Origin of the sequence: Pseudomonas sp. URIL14HWK12:I5 (assembly GCF_900176445.1) — a bacterium.
Classification (GTDB): domain Bacteria; phylum Pseudomonadota; class Gammaproteobacteria; order Pseudomonadales; family Pseudomonadaceae; genus Aquipseudomonas; species Aquipseudomonas monteilii.
Map to the genome: position 1 here is coordinate 415,052 of NZ_FWXQ01000002.1, position 16,130 is coordinate 431,181.

The window sequence follows — 16,130 nt, forward strand, 5'->3', positions numbered from 1 at the left end:
GGATAAAAAGAAGCACGGGGTACACAACTGATGGACGCAACATCCACAACCACCACCGCGAAAAGCGGGCACGAGAGCAAGCTCAGTGCCTCGCTGAAGTCGCGCCACCTGACGATGATGTCCATCGCCGGGGTTATTGGCGGCGCCTTGTTCGTCGGTTCCGGCAGCGTGATCCACAGCGCCGGCCCAGCCGCTGTCCTGGCCTACCTGGCGGGCGGCATCCTGGTGGTACTGATCATGCGCATGCTGGGTGAAATGGCGACTTCCTCGCCAGACACCGGCTCGTTTTCCACCTACGCCGACCGCGCCATCGGCCGCTGGGCCGGTTTCACCATCGGCTGGCTGTACTGGTGGTACTGGGTCATCCTCATGGCCTGGGAAGCCTATGTGGCGGGCAAGATCCTGCATGGCTTCTTCCCCGACGTCAGCGTCAACGTGTTCGTGCTGGCCACGACCCTGTTGCTGATCACCGTCAACTTCTTCAACGTCAAACACTACGGTGAGTTCGAGTTCTGGTTCGCCTTGATCAAGGTGATCGCGATCGTCTGTTTCCTGATCGTGTGTACCGCTGCCGTGCTGAACGTCTGGCAGTTCGGTGAAGTGCGTGGCATCAGCCACCTTACCGCCGAAGGCTTCATGCCCAATGGCATCACCACCGTGATCGGTGCCTTGCTCGGGGTGATGTTTGCCTTCCTGGGTGCTGAAATCGTTACCATCGCTGCTTCCGAAGCCAAAGACCCGGCCGCACAGATCGTCAAGGCCACCAACTCGGTAGTCTGGCGTGTGTGCCTGTTCTACGTGGGTTCGATCTTCCTGATCGTCTGCCTGGTACCGTGGAACGACCCGCACCTGGGCGTTTCCGGCTATGGCGCCTACCGCCGTACCCTGGAGCTGCTGGGCGTGCCGTATGCCGAGCTGCTGATGAACTTCGTGGTGCTGACCTCGGTGAGCAGCTGCCTGATCTCCGGCCACTACACCGCTTCGCGCATGCTGTTCTCCCTGGCCCAGCGTGGCGATGCGCCGTCGTTCTTCAAGATTACCCGCGCCGGCACCGGTGTACCGGTATACGCGATCATGGGTTCGTGCGCCGTGGCCGTGGTGTGTGCGCTGATCAACTTCAGCGAGACCCTGCGCCCGAAAGACGTACTGGAAACCCTGATGAACACCACCGGCATGATCGCCCTGTTGGTGTACCTGGTCATCGCCTTCTCGCAGCTGCGCATGCGCCGCAAGCTGATTGCCGAAGGCAAGGAAGTGCGCCTGAAGATGTGGCTGTTCCCGTGGCTGACCTACCTGGTGATCGCGTTCATCGTGGCAGCCTTGGTGACCATGGCCTTCATGCCTGACTACCAGATCCTGGTGATCTCCACCGGTATCGCTGCGGCGATCGTAGTGGCGATGGGTGTGGTGCACCAGATCCGGTCTGGCAGCAAGCAGCACTAAGCGTCACTCGCTTTTCGAAACGGCCGGCTCCCCTGGGGACCCGGCCGTTTCGCGTTGCTGGGCCTGGGCTTTTTCTGCGGGCATGTGGAAGCGCTGGTTCATCCAGGGCGAGCCGAGCAGGGCGGCGGCGGCAATCAGGGCCAGGATGGCGAGGGCGATGTAGGTTTTCATGGGTGTGCGCATAAATGGACTGACTTCAAGCATAGGTGGTCAGTTCCGACCTCATCGCCGGCAAGCCAGCTCCCACAGATACTGCACCAACATCAGGCTCTGCGCCGTACCTGTGGAAGCTGGCTTGCCGGCGATAGGGCTCCTACAGTCGGCAGATGGCATATGCTAGACACATCGCCCGCCCAAGGAGCCCGACATGGCTTGGTCCGCCACCCAGTATTCCCTGTTCGAAGATGAACGTACCCGCGCTGTGCGCGACCTGCTTGCTGCCATCCCGACTCCGCCGCGTCCGGTGCGCCACGCTACCGACCTGGGCTGCGGCCCGGGCAACTCCACCGAAGTGCTGCTGCAACGTTACCCCGATGCCCAGGTAACCGCCCTGGACAGCGACCCGGACATGATCGACAAGGCCCGTGAGCGCAAACGGTTGTGCATCCCCCGGGTACGCACGGCCGTCGCGGACATTGCCGGCTGGTCCGCCCCGGAACCGCAAGACCTGATCCTGGCCAATGCCTCGCTGCAGTGGGTACCCGACCACGCTTCGCTGTACCCGCACCTGGTGCGCCAGCTGAGCGAAGGCGCCAGCCTGGCCGTGCAGACCCCGGACAACCTTGACGAACCGGCCCACCGGCAATTGCGCGAGATTGCCAGCCAAGGCCCCTGGGCGGCGAAGTTCGCCGATTTCCAGCTGCCACCACGGCACAGCGCAGCGTTCTACTACGACCTGCTCAGCCCACTGTGCGCGAGGGTGGATGTGTGGCGCACCACCTATCACCACCCGCTGCCGGGTGGCGCCGAAGCGGTGGTGGAGTGGTTCAAGGGTTCGGCCCTGCGGCCTTATCTGGCCAGGCTTGATGAACAGGAGCAGGCCGACTTCCTGCAGATGTACCTGCAGGCCATGCAGCGAGACTACCCACCGGCCACCGATGGCAAGGTACTGTTGCCGTTCCCGCGGTTGTTCGTGATCGCTACCCGCTAGGGTGGCGCCAGCGCCAGGCCACGTAACTGTAGACGCCGAGGTTGAGCAGCAGCACAACGCAACCCAGCAGCAGCTGGATGTGCGGCGTCAGCCCGGCGGGGTAGATCAGTGGCCAGATATAGTGCTCGACGAAACCGCCTTGGTAGCCGGCGTCACCGGCCGCGCTACGCATGCGGTTTTCCCAGGTGGTGAGCGGGCAGCCCAGGTGCAGGCATTCCACCGCAAGGCCCCAGGCCAGGGCTGGCAAATGGACGAGCAGGGCGGGGCGCCACGTGAGCACCAGCAGGCCGCCGAACAGCACCAGCAGGATGAAGGCCAGGTGCAGCAGGACCAGGGTGTCGGCGGCAAGGCGGTAAAGCATGGGTGATGAATTCGTGGTAAGAGATTAGAGGTTATCCCAGCATAGTTGGGTTGCCCGTGCTGGCCTCTTCGCGGGCTTACATCCCTTCCTCGACCATCTGCAAAAAGGTCGCCACGACCCGTCGCGTGCGCTGCTCGCTCAGGCAAACCAACGTCTCGGTCAAATGCCGCTGGCAGTCCACAATCGGCAGCGCACACACCCGCGCATCGGCGCCAAACTCCGCCGCCGACACTACCCCCACGCCAATCCCCACCACCACCGCTTCCCGCGCCGCCTCGCGGCCTTCCACCTGGATCGCCGGGCGAATCCGCAGCCCGGCCCGCTGCATTTCTTCTTCCAGGGTCTGGCGCGTCACCGAGCCAGGCTCGCGCAGCACCAGCGGTGTGTCGTCCAGGTCGGCCAGGCTGATCGAACCACGGCTGGCCCACGGGTGGTGGTGGGAAACGAACGCCACCATCGGGTCGCGGCGCAGGGGCAGGCAATGCAGCCGCTCATCGTCCACATCCCGGCCCAGCAGCGCCAGGTCGGCCTGGTAGCTGAACAGCCGGGCCAGTGACTCATCGGTGTTGCCGGTCTCGATTTTCACCTGGATGCCCGGGTAGCGCTGGCAGAAGCGAGCGATCTGCGGCAGCACGTGCACCGGCGCATCCACCGCCAGCACCAGGCTGCCGGTGTGCAGGGCACGCGAATCCTGCAGCAGGTCATGGGCTTCGGCTTCGCAGGCGAACAGGCGCTGGCTGATGCCCAGCAAGCGCTCACCGAGGTCGGTCAACTGCACCGAACGCTTGTTGCGGTGGAACAGCAAAACGCCGAAGCGTTCCTCCAGCTTGCGCACCTGGTCCGACACCGCAGGCTGGGTAAGAAACAGCTTTTCTGCCGCGCGGGTAAAGCTGCCGTGCACGGCCACCGCATGGAAGGCCTTCAGTTGTGCGTGGGAAACCGACATGACCACCTCAGTAACAAGCTGAGCTTATGTGTGAAATACGATAAATCGATTTTATTTATCTTAGCGCAACTGTTTCCATGCATGTCAGCCCGACGCTGGCACCACGAATGCCGCCAGGGCCATGGTGCCCACACGGTGCCATCTGACCCGATGACAGCCTCGTCATCGCTGTGCGTAACACAAGAACAAGACAGGCGTTTCTTCACATTCTGCCGGCACACTTGAGCAAGAGGTCAGACGTACATGAATCAATCACTAGCCGCGTTCAAACGCTGGCGCATCCAGATTTTCGCCATCACCTGGCTGGCCTACGCCGCCTTCTACTTCACCCGTAAAGCCTTCTCGATGGCCAAGCTGGGCATCGCCGAAGACCCCAACTTCATGCTCGACAAGGCCGCCATGGCCAACCTCGACGCCATCTACCTCGCCGCTTACGCCGTGGGCCAGTTCACCTGGGGCATGCTCGCCGACCGCTTTGGCCCGCGTGTGGTGGTGCTGGGCGGGTTGCTGATTTCCGCCGTGGCGGCGGTGGTGATGGGCAGCTACGCCACCTTCCCGATCTTTGCCACCTGCATGCTGGTGCAGGGCCTGGCGCAGTCCACCGGTTGGGCCGGGTTGTGCAAGAACATCGGCAGCTTCTTCCCGGCTTCGCAGCGCGGGCGGGTACTGGGGTTGTGGAGTTCCTGCTATGCCTTCGGCGGCCTGGTGGCTTCGCCGTTCGCGGGTTGGTGGGCCTACACACTGGTCGGCACCTGGCACGCGGCGTTCTTCTCCAGTGCCGCCGTGGTGGCGCTGGTGGCCGTGCTGTTCTTCATCCTGCAGCGCAACAAACCTGAAGATGTCGGCCTGCCGGCGGTAGAGCCCGAGCCGCAGAGCATGGCCCCGGCCGGCAACCTGTGCAGTGTGTGGGCGCCGCTGAAAGAGATCCTGCGCAACCGCACCGTTCTGACGCTAGGCCTGGCGTACTTCCTGCTCAAACCTGCGCGCTACGCCATCCTGCTGTGGGGGCCGGTAATCGTTTTCGAGCAGATGCCTTCGGTGGGCAAGGTGGGTGCGGCAATCATCCCGACCGCCTTTGAACTGGCCGGGCTGCTGGGCCCGATTATCATTGGCCTGGCCTCCGACAAACTGTTCGGCGCCCGCCGCATGCCGGCTTGCGTGATCAGCCTGGTGTTGCTGACGGTGACCCTGGCGGCCTTCATGGCGGCCATGCACACCGGCAGCGTGATGCTGGTGGTGGCGTTGCTGTTCGTCATGGGCCTGACCCTGTACGGGCCAGATTCGATGATCAGCGGCGCGGCGGCCATCGACTTCGGTACTGCCAAGGCCGGTGCGACAGCCGCGGGCTTCGTCAACGGCTGTGGCTCGGTGGGGGCGGTGCTGGGTGGGCTCCTGCCGGGGTACTTCGATGGTGTCACGGTGTTCATCGTGTTCGCCGGCTGCGCGCTGTTCTCGGCGTTGGTGCTGCTGCCGCACTGGAACAGCCGCCCGGCCAGCACCCCGCAAAGCGCTGACGTGGCACCGAATACCAGCATGGCAATCAAGCCACTGCGTACCTAAAGGAAAGCAAGCGAATGAGACCCTTCTGGCTGCAACAGGCCCTGGATTCGGCGCAGGAGGCGGTGTGCCCACCGCTGCAGGGCGATACCCGTTGCGATGTGTGCATCGTCGGCGGCGGCTACACCGGCCTGTGGACAGCACTGATGCTCAAGGAGGCGGTGCCGGCGCTGGATGTCGTGCTGATCGAAGCCGATATCTGCGGCGCCGGCGCCAGTGGCCGCAACGGCGGTTGCGCATTGTCCTGGTCGGCCAAGTACTTCACCCTCGAACGCCTGTTCGGGGTGGCCGAGGCGGTACGCCTGGTGCGCGAGTCGGAGCGCAGCATCGGTGATATCGGTACGTTCTGCGCGGCCAATGGCATCGACTGCGACTACCGCCTGGATGGCACGTTGTACACCGCCACCAACGCCGCTCAGGTCGGCGCCACCGATGCAGTGATCGCGGCGCTGGAGCAGAAGGGCATCAACTCGTTTCGCCGCCTGCCGCTGGACCTAGTCCAGCGTCTGGCGGGTTCGGCAAGGCACCTGGAGGGCTGGTTCTCGCCAGCTGCCGCCACGGTGCAGCCGGGCAAGCTGGTGCGTGGCCTGCGCCGGGTGGCGTTACAGCGCGGCGTGCGCATTCATGAAGGCACGGCCATGAGTGGCCTGGAGCACGGCGCCCCGGTGCAGGTGCGCACGGCCCATGGCACGGTGCGCGCCGACCGCGTGGTGTTGGGCCTCAATGCCTGGATGGCGCGGGCTTTCCCGCAGTTCGAGCGCAGCGTGGCGATCGTTTCCAGTGACATGGTAATCACCGAGCCGTGCCCCGAGCTGCTGCGCGAGATCGGCCTGGACAGCGGCATCAGCGTGCTCGACTCGCGCATTTTCGTGCACTACTACCACAACACCTCCGATGGACGGCTGATGCTTGGCAAAGGCGGCAATACCTTTGCCTATGGTGGGCGCATGCTGCCGGTGTTCGACCAGCCGTCGCCATACCGGCCGCTGCTGCGCGAAAGCCTGGGCGGGTTTTTCCCGGCCTTGGCCGAAGTGCCGCTGGCGGCCAGCTGGAACGGGCCGTCGGACCGCTCGGTGACCGGCTTGCCGTTTTTTGGCCGGCTGGACGGGCAGGGCAACGTTTTCTATGGCTTTGGCTATTCGGGCAGTGGTGTGGGGCCTTGCCATATGGGCGGGCAGATTCTGTCGTCGCTGGCGCTGGGGCTCGACAACCCTTGGACCCGTTCGCCGCTGGTCAAGGGGCCGCTGGGGCTGTTCCCGCCCGAGCCTGTGCGCTACCTGGGTTCGCTGATGGTGCGCAATGCCATCCGCCGCAAGGAGCGCGCCGAAGACCTCGGCATGCGGCCGCGACGGCTGGATGTGCGCCTGGCGCGGTTTGCCGCGGCAGCAGGAAAGGCCGATAAAGGCTGATGAGATTTCTTGTCGATCCCATGCGTGAGGGCGTATAAAATGCACCCACTTTTGGCCGGTCGCTTCCTGAACCGGCCGCTGAAACAAGAGAGTCGACATGGGCGCACAGTGGAAAGCCAAACATAGAGAAACAGCGGCCAATGCCAAAGGCAAGGTCATGGGCAAGCTGTCCAAGGAAATCCAGATCGCGGCCAAGTCGGGCGCCGATCCTGATATGAACCCGCGCCTGCGCCTGGCCATCGTGCAAGCCAAAAAGGCCTCGATGACCCGCGAGACGCTGGAGCGTGCGATTCGCAAGGGCGCGGGCCTGGATGGTGATGCCGTGCAGTACCACGCCGTCAGCTACGAAGGCTTTGCCCCGCACCAGGTGCCACTGATCGTCGAGTGCCTGACCGACAACGTCAACCGTACCGTCGCGCAAATCCGCGTACTGTTCCGTAAAGGCCAGCTGGGTGCCAGCGGTTCGGTGGCTTGGGACTTTAACCACGTCGGCCTGATCGAGGCCACTCCGGAAGGCGATGCCGACCCGGAAATGGCAGCCATCGAAGCCGGCGCCCAGGATTTCGAGGAAGGTGAAGAAGAGGGCTCGACCCTGTTCATTACCGACACCACCGACCTGGACGCGGTACAGAAGGCCCTGCCGGAGCATGGCTTCACCGTGACCTCGGCGAAGATTGGCTACACCCCGAAAAACCCGGTGAGTGCGGCCAGCCTGAGCGCTGACGCATTGGCTGAGGTGGAAGCGTTCCTCGAGGCGATCGACGAGAACGATGACGTACAGAACGTGTACGTTGGTCTGACTGACTGATCTGCTTTTCAGGGGCCGCTTTGCGGCCCATCGCGACACAAGGCCGCTCCTACAGGGACCGCGCAGGCCATGGGCAGGTGCGGTCCCTGTAGGAGCGGCCTTGTGTCGCAAACGAGGTCGAAGCCCTCGCCTGCGGTCTGGAGCCGAACCCGATGAACCCCACCTTCGCCTCCCTCAGCCTCGCCCACCTGCGCACCCTCGACCACCTGCTACAGCTGAAAAACCTCAGCCACGCCGCCGAGCGCCTGGGCGTCAGCCAGTCGGCCCTGAGCCGCCAGCTGGCCCACCTGCGCGAAGCTTTCGACGATCCGCTGCTGGTACGCCAGGGCCGTGGCTACGTATTGAGCGAACACGCCGAAGCCCTTGTCGAACCCCTGCGCCAGGTTCTCGAAGAACTACAGGCTCTGCGTCAGCCCGCGGTGTTCGACCCGGCACGCTGCGAGCGGCGTTTCTGCCTGGCTGCTTCGGACTACGTGGCCGAGCACATGCTGCCGCTGCTGGTGGCCGCGCTGGAGCGTGAAGCACCGGGCGTATCGCTGGAGTACCGTACCTGGCAGGCCGGCCAGTACGCCTTGCTGGCCAGCGGCGAGATTGACCTGGCCACCACCCTGTTCGACGAGTCGCCGCCCAACCTGCACGGGCGTCTGCTGGGCGAGGACCGCGCCGTGTGCCTGATGCGTCACGACCACCCCCTAGCTGCCCATGCCGCACTCAGCCAGGCCGATTACCTGGCGCACAAGCATGTGCGTATTTCCGGCGGCGGCGACAAGGACAGCTTCATCGACCGCCACCTGCGCGCCCAAGGCTTGCAGCGGCGGGTCAGCCTGGAAGTGCCGTTTTTCTCCGCCACTGTGCAGGTGATCGCCAACAGCCAGGCCGTGGCAACCGTGCCCGAGCACATTGCCCGGCAACTGTGCCGCTTGCATGATCTGGCCTGGCGGCCGCTAGGTTTTATCGACCACAGCCAGCGCTACTGGGTGGTGTGGCACCAGCGCCTGCAGGCCTCGGCCGAGCACCGCTGGTTGCGCAACCGGGTGTTCGAGCTGTGGCGACAGTCGCAGTTTGGCGTGCAGGGTGGGCATGCGGGTTTGCCATAGCTGGTATGCGCAAGGCGGGGTTATTCGCGTCGGCACAGGTGCCTAGACTGGGGGCAGTGGAAAAACCACAGGAGCCCCCACGTGACCCCCGAACAATTTCGTCAGTACGGCCATCAATTGATCGACCTGATCGCCGACTACCGCCAAACCGTCGGCGAGCGCCCGGTCATGGCCCAGGTTGAACCCGGCTACCTCAAGGCTGCCTTACCCGCAACGGCGCCCCGGCAAGGCGAACCCTTCGAGGCCATCCTCGATGACGTCAACCAGCTGGTCATGCCCGGCCTGTCCCATTGGCAGCACCCGGACTTCTACGGCTACTTCCCCTCCAATGGCACCCTGTCTTCCGTGTTGGGCGATTTCCTCAGCACCGGTTTGGGCGTGCTGGGTCTGTCTTGGCAATCCAGCCCGGCACTGAGCGAGCTGGAAGAAACCACCCTCGACTGGCTGCGTCAGCTGCTGGGCCTGTCTGGCCATTGGAGCGGGGTGATCCAGGACACCGCGTCGACCAGCACCCTGGTGGCGCTGATCAGTGCCCGTGAACGCGCGACCGACTACGCCTTGGTACGCGGCGGCCTGCAGGCCGAAGCCAGGCCTTTGATCGTGTATGTCAGTGCCCATGCCCACAGCTCGGTAGACAAGGCCGCGCTGCTGGCAGGTTTTGGCCGCGACAATATCCGCCTCATCCCCACAGACGAACATTACGCCTTGCGTGCAGAGGCCTTGCGGGCGGCGATCGAGCAGGACCTGGCTGCAGGCAACCAACCTTGCGCGGTCGTGGCCACCACTGGCACCACGGCCACCACCGCCCTTGACCCGCTGCGCCCGATCGGTGAAATCGCCCAGGCCCATGGCTTGTGGCTGCATGTGGACTCGGCCATGGCCGGTTCCGCGATGATCCTGCCTGAGTGCCGCTGGATGTGGGATGGCATCGAGCTGGCCGATTCGGTGGTGGTCAATGCGCACAAGTGGCTGGGTGTGGCCTTCGATTGCTCGATCTATTACGTGCGCGATCCGCAGCACCTGATTCGGGTGATGAGCACCAACCCCAGCTACCTGCAATCGGCGGTGGATGGCGAGGTGAAGAACCTGCGTGACTGGGGCATCCCGCTGGGCCGACGGTTCCGCGCGTTGAAGCTGTGGTTCATGCTGCGCAGCGAGGGCGTTGACGCATTGCAGGCGCGGTTGCGGCGCGATCTGGACAATGCCAGATGGTTGGCGGGGCAGGTTGGGGCGGCGGCTGAGTGGGAGGTGTTGGCGCCGGTGCAGTTGCAGACCCTGTGCATTCGCCATCGGCCGGCAGGGCTGGAAGGGGAGGCGCTGGATGCGCATACCAAGGGGTGGGCCGACCGACTGAATGCTTCTGGCGATGCCTATGTGACGCCAGCGACACTGGATGGGCGGTGGATGGTGCGGGTTTCGATTGGTGCGCTGCCGACTGAGCGAGGGGATGTCGAGCGACTGTGGGCGCGCTTGCAGGAAGTGGTTGAAGGTTGAAAGTGCCGGGGCCGCAACGCGGCCCCGACAATCTGTCAGTGGCTCACTGCCTGAAAGCTACCTTTACGGCTAGCCTCGTAAGCATCCTTTTCCATCGGCTTGGCATCCGGGTTACCCAGGTCTTCCATCGCCAGGCGATGGGTTTCCGGGGCAATGTAGGCCGCCAGGGCGCACACGCAGGTAATGAAGAACGCCAGGCTACCCACCACCAGCGGGATGTTGTCCGAGCCAGGCGGTGCGACCAAGGCGAACAGCGCTGGCAGCATGGCGGTCAGCATGGTGCCGATGTTCTGGGCGATGGCCATGGCCGATACGCGGTAGCGGGTGTGGAACAGCTCTGGGTAGAAGCTTGGGAACACCGCGTTGTAACCCTGGTAGACCATGCCCCACATGATGATCGATGCGGCGAACGCCATGGGCACGTTCTGGATGCTGATTGCATACAGGTAGACGAACGCCAGCAGGCCAGAGCCCAGGCAACCGGCGATCATGGTCGGGCGACGGCCGATCTTGTCCGACAGGTTACCCACGAACGGAATCACCAGCACCGCGACGATGTTGCCGACCACCGGAATCCACAGGTACACGCTCTTGTCGAAGCCGATGCCATAGGCTGGCTGCACCGCGTAGGCCGCACCGAAGATGGTGGCCACCACCGGGATCACGTTCATCAGGGCCATGAACATCACCAGCACCATGTGCTTCCAGCTGTGGCGGAAGGCCTCGCTGATGGGCGACTTGGCAACCTTGTCCTGCTTCTCTTCCTTCACGAACGCCGGGGTTTCGTGCACTTCCTTACGGATGATGAAACCGGCAATCAGCACGATGGCGCTCATCAGGAACGGAATGCGCCAGCCCCATTCGGTGAAGGCTTCGCTAGGCATGAAGTAGGCCAGTGGCAGGAACACCGCCGCGGCCAGCACCTGGCCAGCCTGCACGCCTTGCAGGGTAAAGCTGGCGTAATAGCCTCTTCGGCCGAATGGCGCGTGCTCCATGATCATGGAACTGGCACCGGAAATTTCCCCGGCCACGGCAAAGCCCTGGATCAGGCGCAGCACCACCAGCAAGGCCGGGGCGAGGTAACCGATGTCGTGGTAGGTGGGCAGCAGGCCGACGGCCATGGTCGACAAGCCCATCAGGAACATGCACAGCAGCAGGACGTTCTTGCGCCCGCGAGTGTCACCCCAGTGGCCCAGTACGAAGGCACCGACCGGGCGCGCCAGGTAGCCCACGCCGTACGTGGCCAACGAGGCAATGATGGCCATTTTCGGGTCGGTATTGGGGAAGAAGATCTGCGGGAAAATCAGCGCAGCGGCCTGGGCGTAGATGAAGAAGTCGTAGTACTCGAGTGCCGAGCCTATCCATCCACTGGCGGTCGCTTTTTTGGCTTGCGAGCTGGAGTGAGCCATCGTTGTCTCCGTTGTTATTGTTGTTTGCGCAGGTTCCGCCATCGGTTCACCAAGGCAGGAGGCAGTGGTCGGTGTGCCTGCGTCTGGGTCTCATGTTGACCGCAGGGCCAGCGGTCTAGCAATTCGCTAAATTGGGTTTTGTGCGATAATCGAACGCAAAACTAACCATTCCGTACAAAGAGATTGAAGCGGCGACTTTACCTGCGAATAATCGATCGTGCCATAAACTGTGACAGTGGTTTTTACCTGACTGGCACCGTCATTTTCTAACAACAAGGAACTCCCGCCATGCAGCGTTCGATCGCTACCGTGTCCTTGAGCGGCACCCTGCCGGAAAAGCTCGAAGCCATCGCCGCCGCCGGTTTTGACGGCGTCGAGATCTTCGAAAACGACCTGCTCTATTACGCCGGCAGCCCGCGCCAGGTGCGCCAGATGTGCGCTGATCTTGGCATTGCCATTACCCTGTTCCAGCCGTTTCGCGACTTTGAAGGCTGCCGCCGCGACCGGCTGCAGAAAAACCTCGACCGCGCCGAACGCAAGTTCGACCTGATGCAGGAGCTGGGCACCGACCTGGTGCTGGTGTGCAGTAACGTCCAGGCCGATGCCCTGGGCGAAGAGCAGTTGCTGGTCGATGACCTGCGCCTGCTGGCCGAGCACGCCGGCAAGCGCGGCCTGCGCATTGGTTACGAAGCGCTGGCCTGGGGCCGCCACGTCAACACCTACCAGCAGGTGTGGAACCTGGTGCGCCAGGCCGACCACCCGGCCCTCGGGGTGATCCTCGACAGTTTCCATACCTTGTCCCTGAAGGGTGACCCCAGCGCGATCCGCGACATCCCCGGTGACAAGATTTTCTTCGTGCAGATGGCCGACGCGCCGATTCTGGCCATGGATGTGCTGGAGTGGAGCCGCCACTTCCGGTGCTTCCCGGGGCAGGGTGAAATGGACATGGCCGGCTTTCTGGCGCCGATCCTCGCCACCGGTTACCGTGGCCCGCTATCGCTGGAAATCTTCAATGACGGGTTCCGCGCTGCGCCGCCACGGCAAAATGCCGCTGATGGCCTGCGCTCGCTGTTGTACCTCGAAGAGCAGACCCGCCTGCGCCTGGAACAGGAAAACACGCCGATCGAACCTGGCGTGCTGTTCACCCCGCCAGCGGCGAGCACCTATGACGGTGTGGAGTTCCTCGAATTCGCGGTTGACGAAGCTGTTGGCGCGCGTCTGGCCAGCTGGCTGAAGCGCCTGGGTTTTGCCGAAGCCGGCAAACACCGCAGCAAAGAAGTGCAGTTGCTGCGCCAGGGCGATATCAACATTGTGTTGAACGCCGAACCGTATTCCTTCGGCCACAACTTCTTTGAAGCCCACGGCCCGTCGCTGTGCGCCACCGCGCTGCGGGTCAAGGACCAGCAAGCAGCCCTGAAGCGCGCGACTGCCTACCGTGGCCAGCCGTTCCGGGGCTTGGTCGGCCCTAACGAATGTGAAGTACCGGCGGTGCGTGCCCCGGATGGTAGCCTGCTGTACCTGGTAGAACAGGGCACTGCCGGCCAGACCCTGTACGATACCGATTTCAGCCTGGACAAGAGCGCCACCGCCACCGGTGGCCTGCGCCGCATCGATCACATGGCCCTGGCCTTGCCGGCCGAGTCGCTGGACAGCTGGGTGCTGTTCTACAAGAGCCTGTTCGATTTCGCCGCGGATGACGAAGTGGTGCTGCCCGACCCATACGGCCTGGTCAAGAGCCGCGCGCTGCGTAGCCAGTGCGGCACGTTGCGCTTGCCGCTGAACATTTCGGAAAACCGCAACACCGCCATCGCTCATGCGCTGTCCAGCTACCGCGGTTCGGGCGTGCATCACATCGCCTTCGATTGTGACGATATCTTCCGCGAAGTGGCGCGCGCCAAGCTGGCTGGTGTGCCGTTGCTGGAAATCCCGCTGAACTACTACGACGACCTGGCAGCACGCTTCGATTTCGACGACGAGTTCCTCAGCGAGCTGGCGTATTACAACGTGCTGTACGACCGCGATGCCCAGGGCGGCGAGCTGTTCCACGTGTACACCGAACCGTTCGAGGAGCGATTCTTCTTCGAGATCATCCAGCGCAAGGGTGGCTATGCCGGTTACGGCGCGGCCAACGTCGCGGTGCGTCTGGCCGCCATGGCCAAAGCCCGCAGCGGGGCGGCGCGCAAGCCTGTGCTCTGAAGCTTGAGCCGTGTGGGGGCTTGAGCGCCTCAAGGGCGCTCAGCCACCATCAACAATGACTGCGGCATCGCACTCTGCGGGTGCTGCGGCTCCTGCAGGTTGACCAGCCGCAACCCCGCCATGTCCAGTGCATTCAGCCAGCTGGCCAGGGTACGAAAATACCAGGGCATTGGCTGCCAATCCCCGGCAAACCCGGCAAATGACTCCTCCCGCCAGCCATCCTGATAGTCCCCACCCGCCATGCTCCAAGGGTGCAGCGTCTGGATCACCAGCGCACCGCCAGGCACCAGTAGGTCGTGCATCGCCGCCAGTAGCGGAATGATGTCCTGGTGCAACAACGCAAAATTGGCACAGATCAGGTCATAACCTTTGCCTACGTAGACGTGGCCCTCGGCCAACTGCGCATAGCTGGCCAGGTGCACCTCGGCCGAGCCCGCAGCCTGCGCGGCATCCACCAATGTCCTGTCACCGTCGACACCCACGGCTTCGATCCCGCGATCACCCAGTGCGCGCAGCAGCCAGCCCTCACCGCAGCCCAAGTCCAGCACCCGTTCGGGCTGGCGGCCAAGAATGGCCAGCAGGATCGCCTGGTCGGTGACCTGGCGGCGGCTTTCGATGGCGCCGCTGCGCACGGCGCCGATCCAGGCTTGCGCGTTGTGCTGCCAACTGTCGAGCAACGCGTTTTCAGGGTTGAGCATGATGATGGTCCTTTCTTGATCAGCCGGCTGCGGTCCTCTGTCGCTTGACCTGGTACCTGTTTCCATCCGCGTGCCTCAGCAACAGGCATGGCGGTTGCGGGAGTCGTAATGGGGCTGCCCGTTCATCACCCTTGCAAGCGACGGGCGGGTGATGGCCAGGTCGTCCGGGTGCATGCAGTCGGTGAATAGCCTGACGTCAATAAACCGGCCACCGCTACCGTGTGTGCTCCGATCAATTGCTTACCATCAGTTCCGGCCCCAGGTAATTGTTGATCTGTTCGATGTCGTCATCACCCAGGCTACCCACCGACGAGGCCAGCCGCAGCCGTGACATCAGGTAGTTCAGCTTCGCCTCGAACAGGTCGTGACGGGCGTCGTACAGCAACTCTTCGGCATTGAGTACATCCGAGTTGGTGCTGGTACCGCCTTCCTTGAAGCCCTTGCGGGTGGAGGACAGCGAGCGCTCGTTGGAAGCCACGGCCTTTTCCAGCGCCTGAATGCGCAAGGCACCACTCTGCACACCGCGGTACTCGCGGGTGGTGTCGGAAATCACCTCCTGGCGTGTGGCGTCCAGCTCGTCCAGGGCCTTCGAGCTGTTGGCGCTGGCCTGGCGAGTAAGGGCGCTGGTGCTGCCACCGCTGTACAGCGGAATGTTCAGCTCCAGCCCGATCGAGCTGTAGTGGTTACGCTGGTTGATCTCGGAAATCGACTGGCTGCTGCCGGCGGTGTAGCCGGCCACGAAATCCAGTGTTGGCCAGTGCCCGGCGCGGGCACGTTTCACTTCTTCTTCGGCCAGCTCGTAGCTGTGCCGGCGTGCATGAATCAACGGGCTGTCTGCCTGGGCCTTGACCAGCCAGTCCTGCAGGTTGCCTGGCATCAGCGGCGGTGTACTGAAGCCTGGCTGCAAGGTGGTCAGAGACTGTGGGGTTTCACCAATGTACTCCTCCAGCTTGCGCCGGGTATTGACCAGGTTGTCCTGGGCGTCGATCAGGTCGGCCTCGGCCAGGTCGCGGCGAGCGACCGACTCGTCGACATCGGTAATGGTACCAGCGCCCAGTTCCTTGCGGCGCTTCGCCGAAGCCAGTTGCTCTTCGAAAGCGTTCAGCTTGGCTTTGGCCAGGGTGATGGTTTCGCTGGCCAGCAGCACGTCGAAGTAGGCGTCGGCCAGACGTACCGCGGCGTCCTGGCTCTTGGCATCGAACACCGCCACGCTGTAGTCGGCCCGTTGCTGGCCCTGGCGGTACTCGGCCATCTTCTGTTTGTTGAACAGCGGTTGGCGCAGGCGCACGTTGGCACCTTTGGAGTCATAGTCCAGGTCGTTGTCCTGGCCATTCTGGCGCTGGCTGCCATCGACCCTGTTGAAATAGGCCGAAGCGTTGATCTGTGGCAGCAAGCCAGCTTCGCCGATAGCGCGGTTTTCGCTGCCGGCCTGTTTCTCATGCACGGCGGCCTGGTAGATCGGGCCCTGGTATTGCAACAGGTCCCACGCTTGCTTCAGGTCCATGGCACTGGCCTGCACGGCAACCCCCAGCAGGCACAACATCAGGCACGGGCGTTTCATG

At 63.5% G+C, this 16,130-nt stretch carries 14 protein-coding genes and 1 pseudogene; 8 read left to right on the forward strand and 7 right to left on the reverse strand.

The features are described 5' to 3' along the window. Nucleotides 1-30 precede the first annotated feature (30 nt). Complete coding sequence (locus tag B9A31_RS06485) at nucleotides 31-1,443, forward strand: amino acid permease (RefSeq protein ID WP_019097820.1); 1,413 nt, start codon at nucleotides 31-33, stop codon at nucleotides 1,441-1,443. A gap of 3 nt (nucleotides 1,444-1,446) precedes the next feature. Here the strand turns inward: B9A31_RS06485 and B9A31_RS06490 are convergent, their stop codons facing one another. Then, a complete protein-coding gene (locus B9A31_RS06490) occupies nucleotides 1,447-1,626 on the reverse strand; it encodes a hypothetical protein (protein WP_025752729.1) in 180 nt (59 codons plus the stop codon). A 184-nt stretch (nucleotides 1,627-1,810) separates the two neighbouring features. Here B9A31_RS06490 and tam point away from each other — a divergent pair, with 184 nt between their 5' ends. Further along, nucleotides 1,811-2,593: a trans-aconitate 2-methyltransferase gene (tam, locus tag B9A31_RS06495; protein ID WP_019097818.1), complete on the forward strand. Its 783-nt coding sequence runs from the start codon at nucleotides 1,811-1,813 to the stop codon at nucleotides 2,591-2,593. On the opposite strand, the gene B9A31_RS06500 is transcribed toward tam, so the two are convergent. Together B9A31_RS06500 and B9A31_RS06505 are read right to left on the reverse strand one after the other, a co-directional pair. After that, nucleotides 2,583-2,954 (reverse strand): DUF2784 domain-containing protein, encoded by a 372-nt coding sequence (locus B9A31_RS06500; RefSeq protein ID WP_019097817.1) that lies wholly within the window; start codon nucleotides 2,952-2,954, stop codon nucleotides 2,583-2,585. The genes tam and B9A31_RS06500 overlap by 11 nt on opposite strands. 76 nt (nucleotides 2,955-3,030) lie before the next feature. Continuing rightward, nucleotides 3,031-3,900: a LysR substrate-binding domain-containing protein gene (locus B9A31_RS06505; RefSeq protein ID WP_025752728.1), complete on the reverse strand. Its 870-nt coding sequence runs from the start codon at nucleotides 3,898-3,900 to the stop codon at nucleotides 3,031-3,033. A 243-nt stretch (nucleotides 3,901-4,143) separates the two neighbouring features. Between B9A31_RS06505 and B9A31_RS06510 the strand changes: the two genes are divergently transcribed. The 5 genes from B9A31_RS06510 (at nucleotide 4,144) to B9A31_RS06530 (ending at nucleotide 10,265) form a co-directional block, all read left to right on the forward strand. Continuing rightward, nucleotides 4,144-5,460, forward strand: coding sequence for an MFS transporter (locus B9A31_RS06510; RefSeq protein WP_084296747.1), 1,317 nt, complete (start codon nucleotides 4,144-4,146; stop codon nucleotides 5,458-5,460). Nucleotides 5,461-5,474: 14 nt separating this feature from the next. Next, nucleotides 5,475-6,866 (forward strand): FAD-dependent oxidoreductase, encoded by a 1,392-nt coding sequence (locus B9A31_RS06515; protein WP_019097815.1) that lies wholly within the window; start codon nucleotides 5,475-5,477, stop codon nucleotides 6,864-6,866. A gap of 97 nt (nucleotides 6,867-6,963) precedes the next feature. Beyond that, nucleotides 6,964-7,674 carry a YebC/PmpR family DNA-binding transcriptional regulator gene (locus B9A31_RS06520; RefSeq protein ID WP_019097814.1) on the forward strand — a complete coding sequence of 237 codons (711 nt, stop codon included), beginning with the start codon at nucleotides 6,964-6,966 and terminating at the stop codon, nucleotides 7,672-7,674. 152 nt (nucleotides 7,675-7,826) lie between these two features. Next, nucleotides 7,827-8,771, forward strand: a complete 945-nt coding sequence (locus tag B9A31_RS06525) for a LysR family transcriptional regulator (protein WP_025752725.1) — start codon at nucleotides 7,827-7,829, stop codon at nucleotides 8,769-8,771. 81 nt (nucleotides 8,772-8,852) lie between these two features. Next, nucleotides 8,853-10,265: a DOPA decarboxylase gene (locus B9A31_RS06530; protein WP_027614994.1), complete on the forward strand. Its 1,413-nt coding sequence runs from the start codon at nucleotides 8,853-8,855 to the stop codon at nucleotides 10,263-10,265. A gap of 35 nt (nucleotides 10,266-10,300) precedes the next feature. On the opposite strand, the gene B9A31_RS06535 is transcribed toward B9A31_RS06530, so the two are convergent. Further along, entirely contained in the window at nucleotides 10,301-11,674 is a 1,374-nt protein-coding gene (locus B9A31_RS06535) for an MFS transporter (protein WP_016711199.1), read from the reverse strand. Between the two features lie 288 nt (nucleotides 11,675-11,962). Between B9A31_RS06535 and quiC the strand changes: the two genes are divergently transcribed. Further along, entirely contained in the window at nucleotides 11,963-13,870 is a 1,908-nt protein-coding gene (gene quiC, locus B9A31_RS06540) for a 3-dehydroshikimate dehydratase QuiC (protein WP_019097811.1), read from the forward strand. Nucleotides 13,871-13,899: 29 nt separating this feature from the next. Here quiC and B9A31_RS06545 read toward each other — a convergent pair whose 3' ends face one another. The 3 genes and pseudogenes from B9A31_RS06545 to B9A31_RS06550 all read right to left on the reverse strand — a co-directional run bounded on the left by B9A31_RS06545 (nucleotide 13,900) and on the right by B9A31_RS06550 (nucleotide 16,129). Continuing rightward, on the reverse strand, nucleotides 13,900-14,568 hold the full coding sequence (locus tag B9A31_RS06545) for a class I SAM-dependent methyltransferase (protein ID WP_025752720.1): 669 nt from the start codon (nucleotides 14,566-14,568) through the stop codon (nucleotides 13,900-13,902). An 87-nt stretch (nucleotides 14,569-14,655) separates the two neighbouring features. Next, a pseudogene (locus tag B9A31_RS27400) lies at nucleotides 14,656-14,751 on the reverse strand (diguanylate cyclase); the annotation flags it as partial. 49 nt (nucleotides 14,752-14,800) lie between these two features. Continuing rightward, entirely contained in the window at nucleotides 14,801-16,129 is a 1,329-nt protein-coding gene (locus B9A31_RS06550; RefSeq protein ID WP_084296748.1) for a TolC family outer membrane protein, read from the reverse strand. Nucleotide 16,130: the final 1 nt, after the last annotated feature.

Excerpts from the sequence above, each read along its gene's own strand:
- B9A31_RS06535 (WP_016711199.1), bottom strand. The coding sequence starts at position 11,674 with ATGGCTCACTCCAGCTCGCAAGCCAAAAAAGCGACCGCCAGTGGATGG.
- B9A31_RS06485 (WP_019097820.1), top strand. The coding sequence starts at position 31 with ATGGACGCAACATCCACAACCACCACCGCGAAAAGCGGGCACGAGAGC.
- B9A31_RS06500 (WP_019097817.1), bottom strand. The coding sequence starts at position 2,954 with ATGCTTTACCGCCTTGCCGCCGACACCCTGGTCCTGCTGCACCTGGCC.
- B9A31_RS06550 (WP_084296748.1), bottom strand. The coding sequence starts at position 16,129 with ATGAAACGCCCGTGCCTGATGTTGTGCCTGCTGGGGGTTGCCGTGCAG.
- B9A31_RS06525 (WP_025752725.1), top strand. The coding sequence starts at position 7,827 with ATGAACCCCACCTTCGCCTCCCTCAGCCTCGCCCACCTGCGCACCCTC.
- B9A31_RS06490 (WP_025752729.1), bottom strand. The coding sequence starts at position 1,626 with ATGCGCACACCCATGAAAACCTACATCGCCCTCGCCATCCTGGCCCTG.
- B9A31_RS06520 (WP_019097814.1), top strand. The coding sequence starts at position 6,964 with ATGGGCGCACAGTGGAAAGCCAAACATAGAGAAACAGCGGCCAATGCC.
- tam (WP_019097818.1), top strand. The coding sequence starts at position 1,811 with ATGGCTTGGTCCGCCACCCAGTATTCCCTGTTCGAAGATGAACGTACC.
- B9A31_RS06545 (WP_025752720.1), bottom strand. The coding sequence starts at position 14,568 with ATGCTCAACCCTGAAAACGCGTTGCTCGACAGTTGGCAGCACAACGCG.
- B9A31_RS06505 (WP_025752728.1), bottom strand. The coding sequence starts at position 3,900 with ATGTCGGTTTCCCACGCACAACTGAAGGCCTTCCATGCGGTGGCCGTG.
- B9A31_RS06510 (WP_084296747.1), top strand. The coding sequence starts at position 4,144 with ATGAATCAATCACTAGCCGCGTTCAAACGCTGGCGCATCCAGATTTTC.
- quiC (WP_019097811.1), top strand. The coding sequence starts at position 11,963 with ATGCAGCGTTCGATCGCTACCGTGTCCTTGAGCGGCACCCTGCCGGAA.
- B9A31_RS06515 (WP_019097815.1), top strand. The coding sequence starts at position 5,475 with ATGAGACCCTTCTGGCTGCAACAGGCCCTGGATTCGGCGCAGGAGGCG.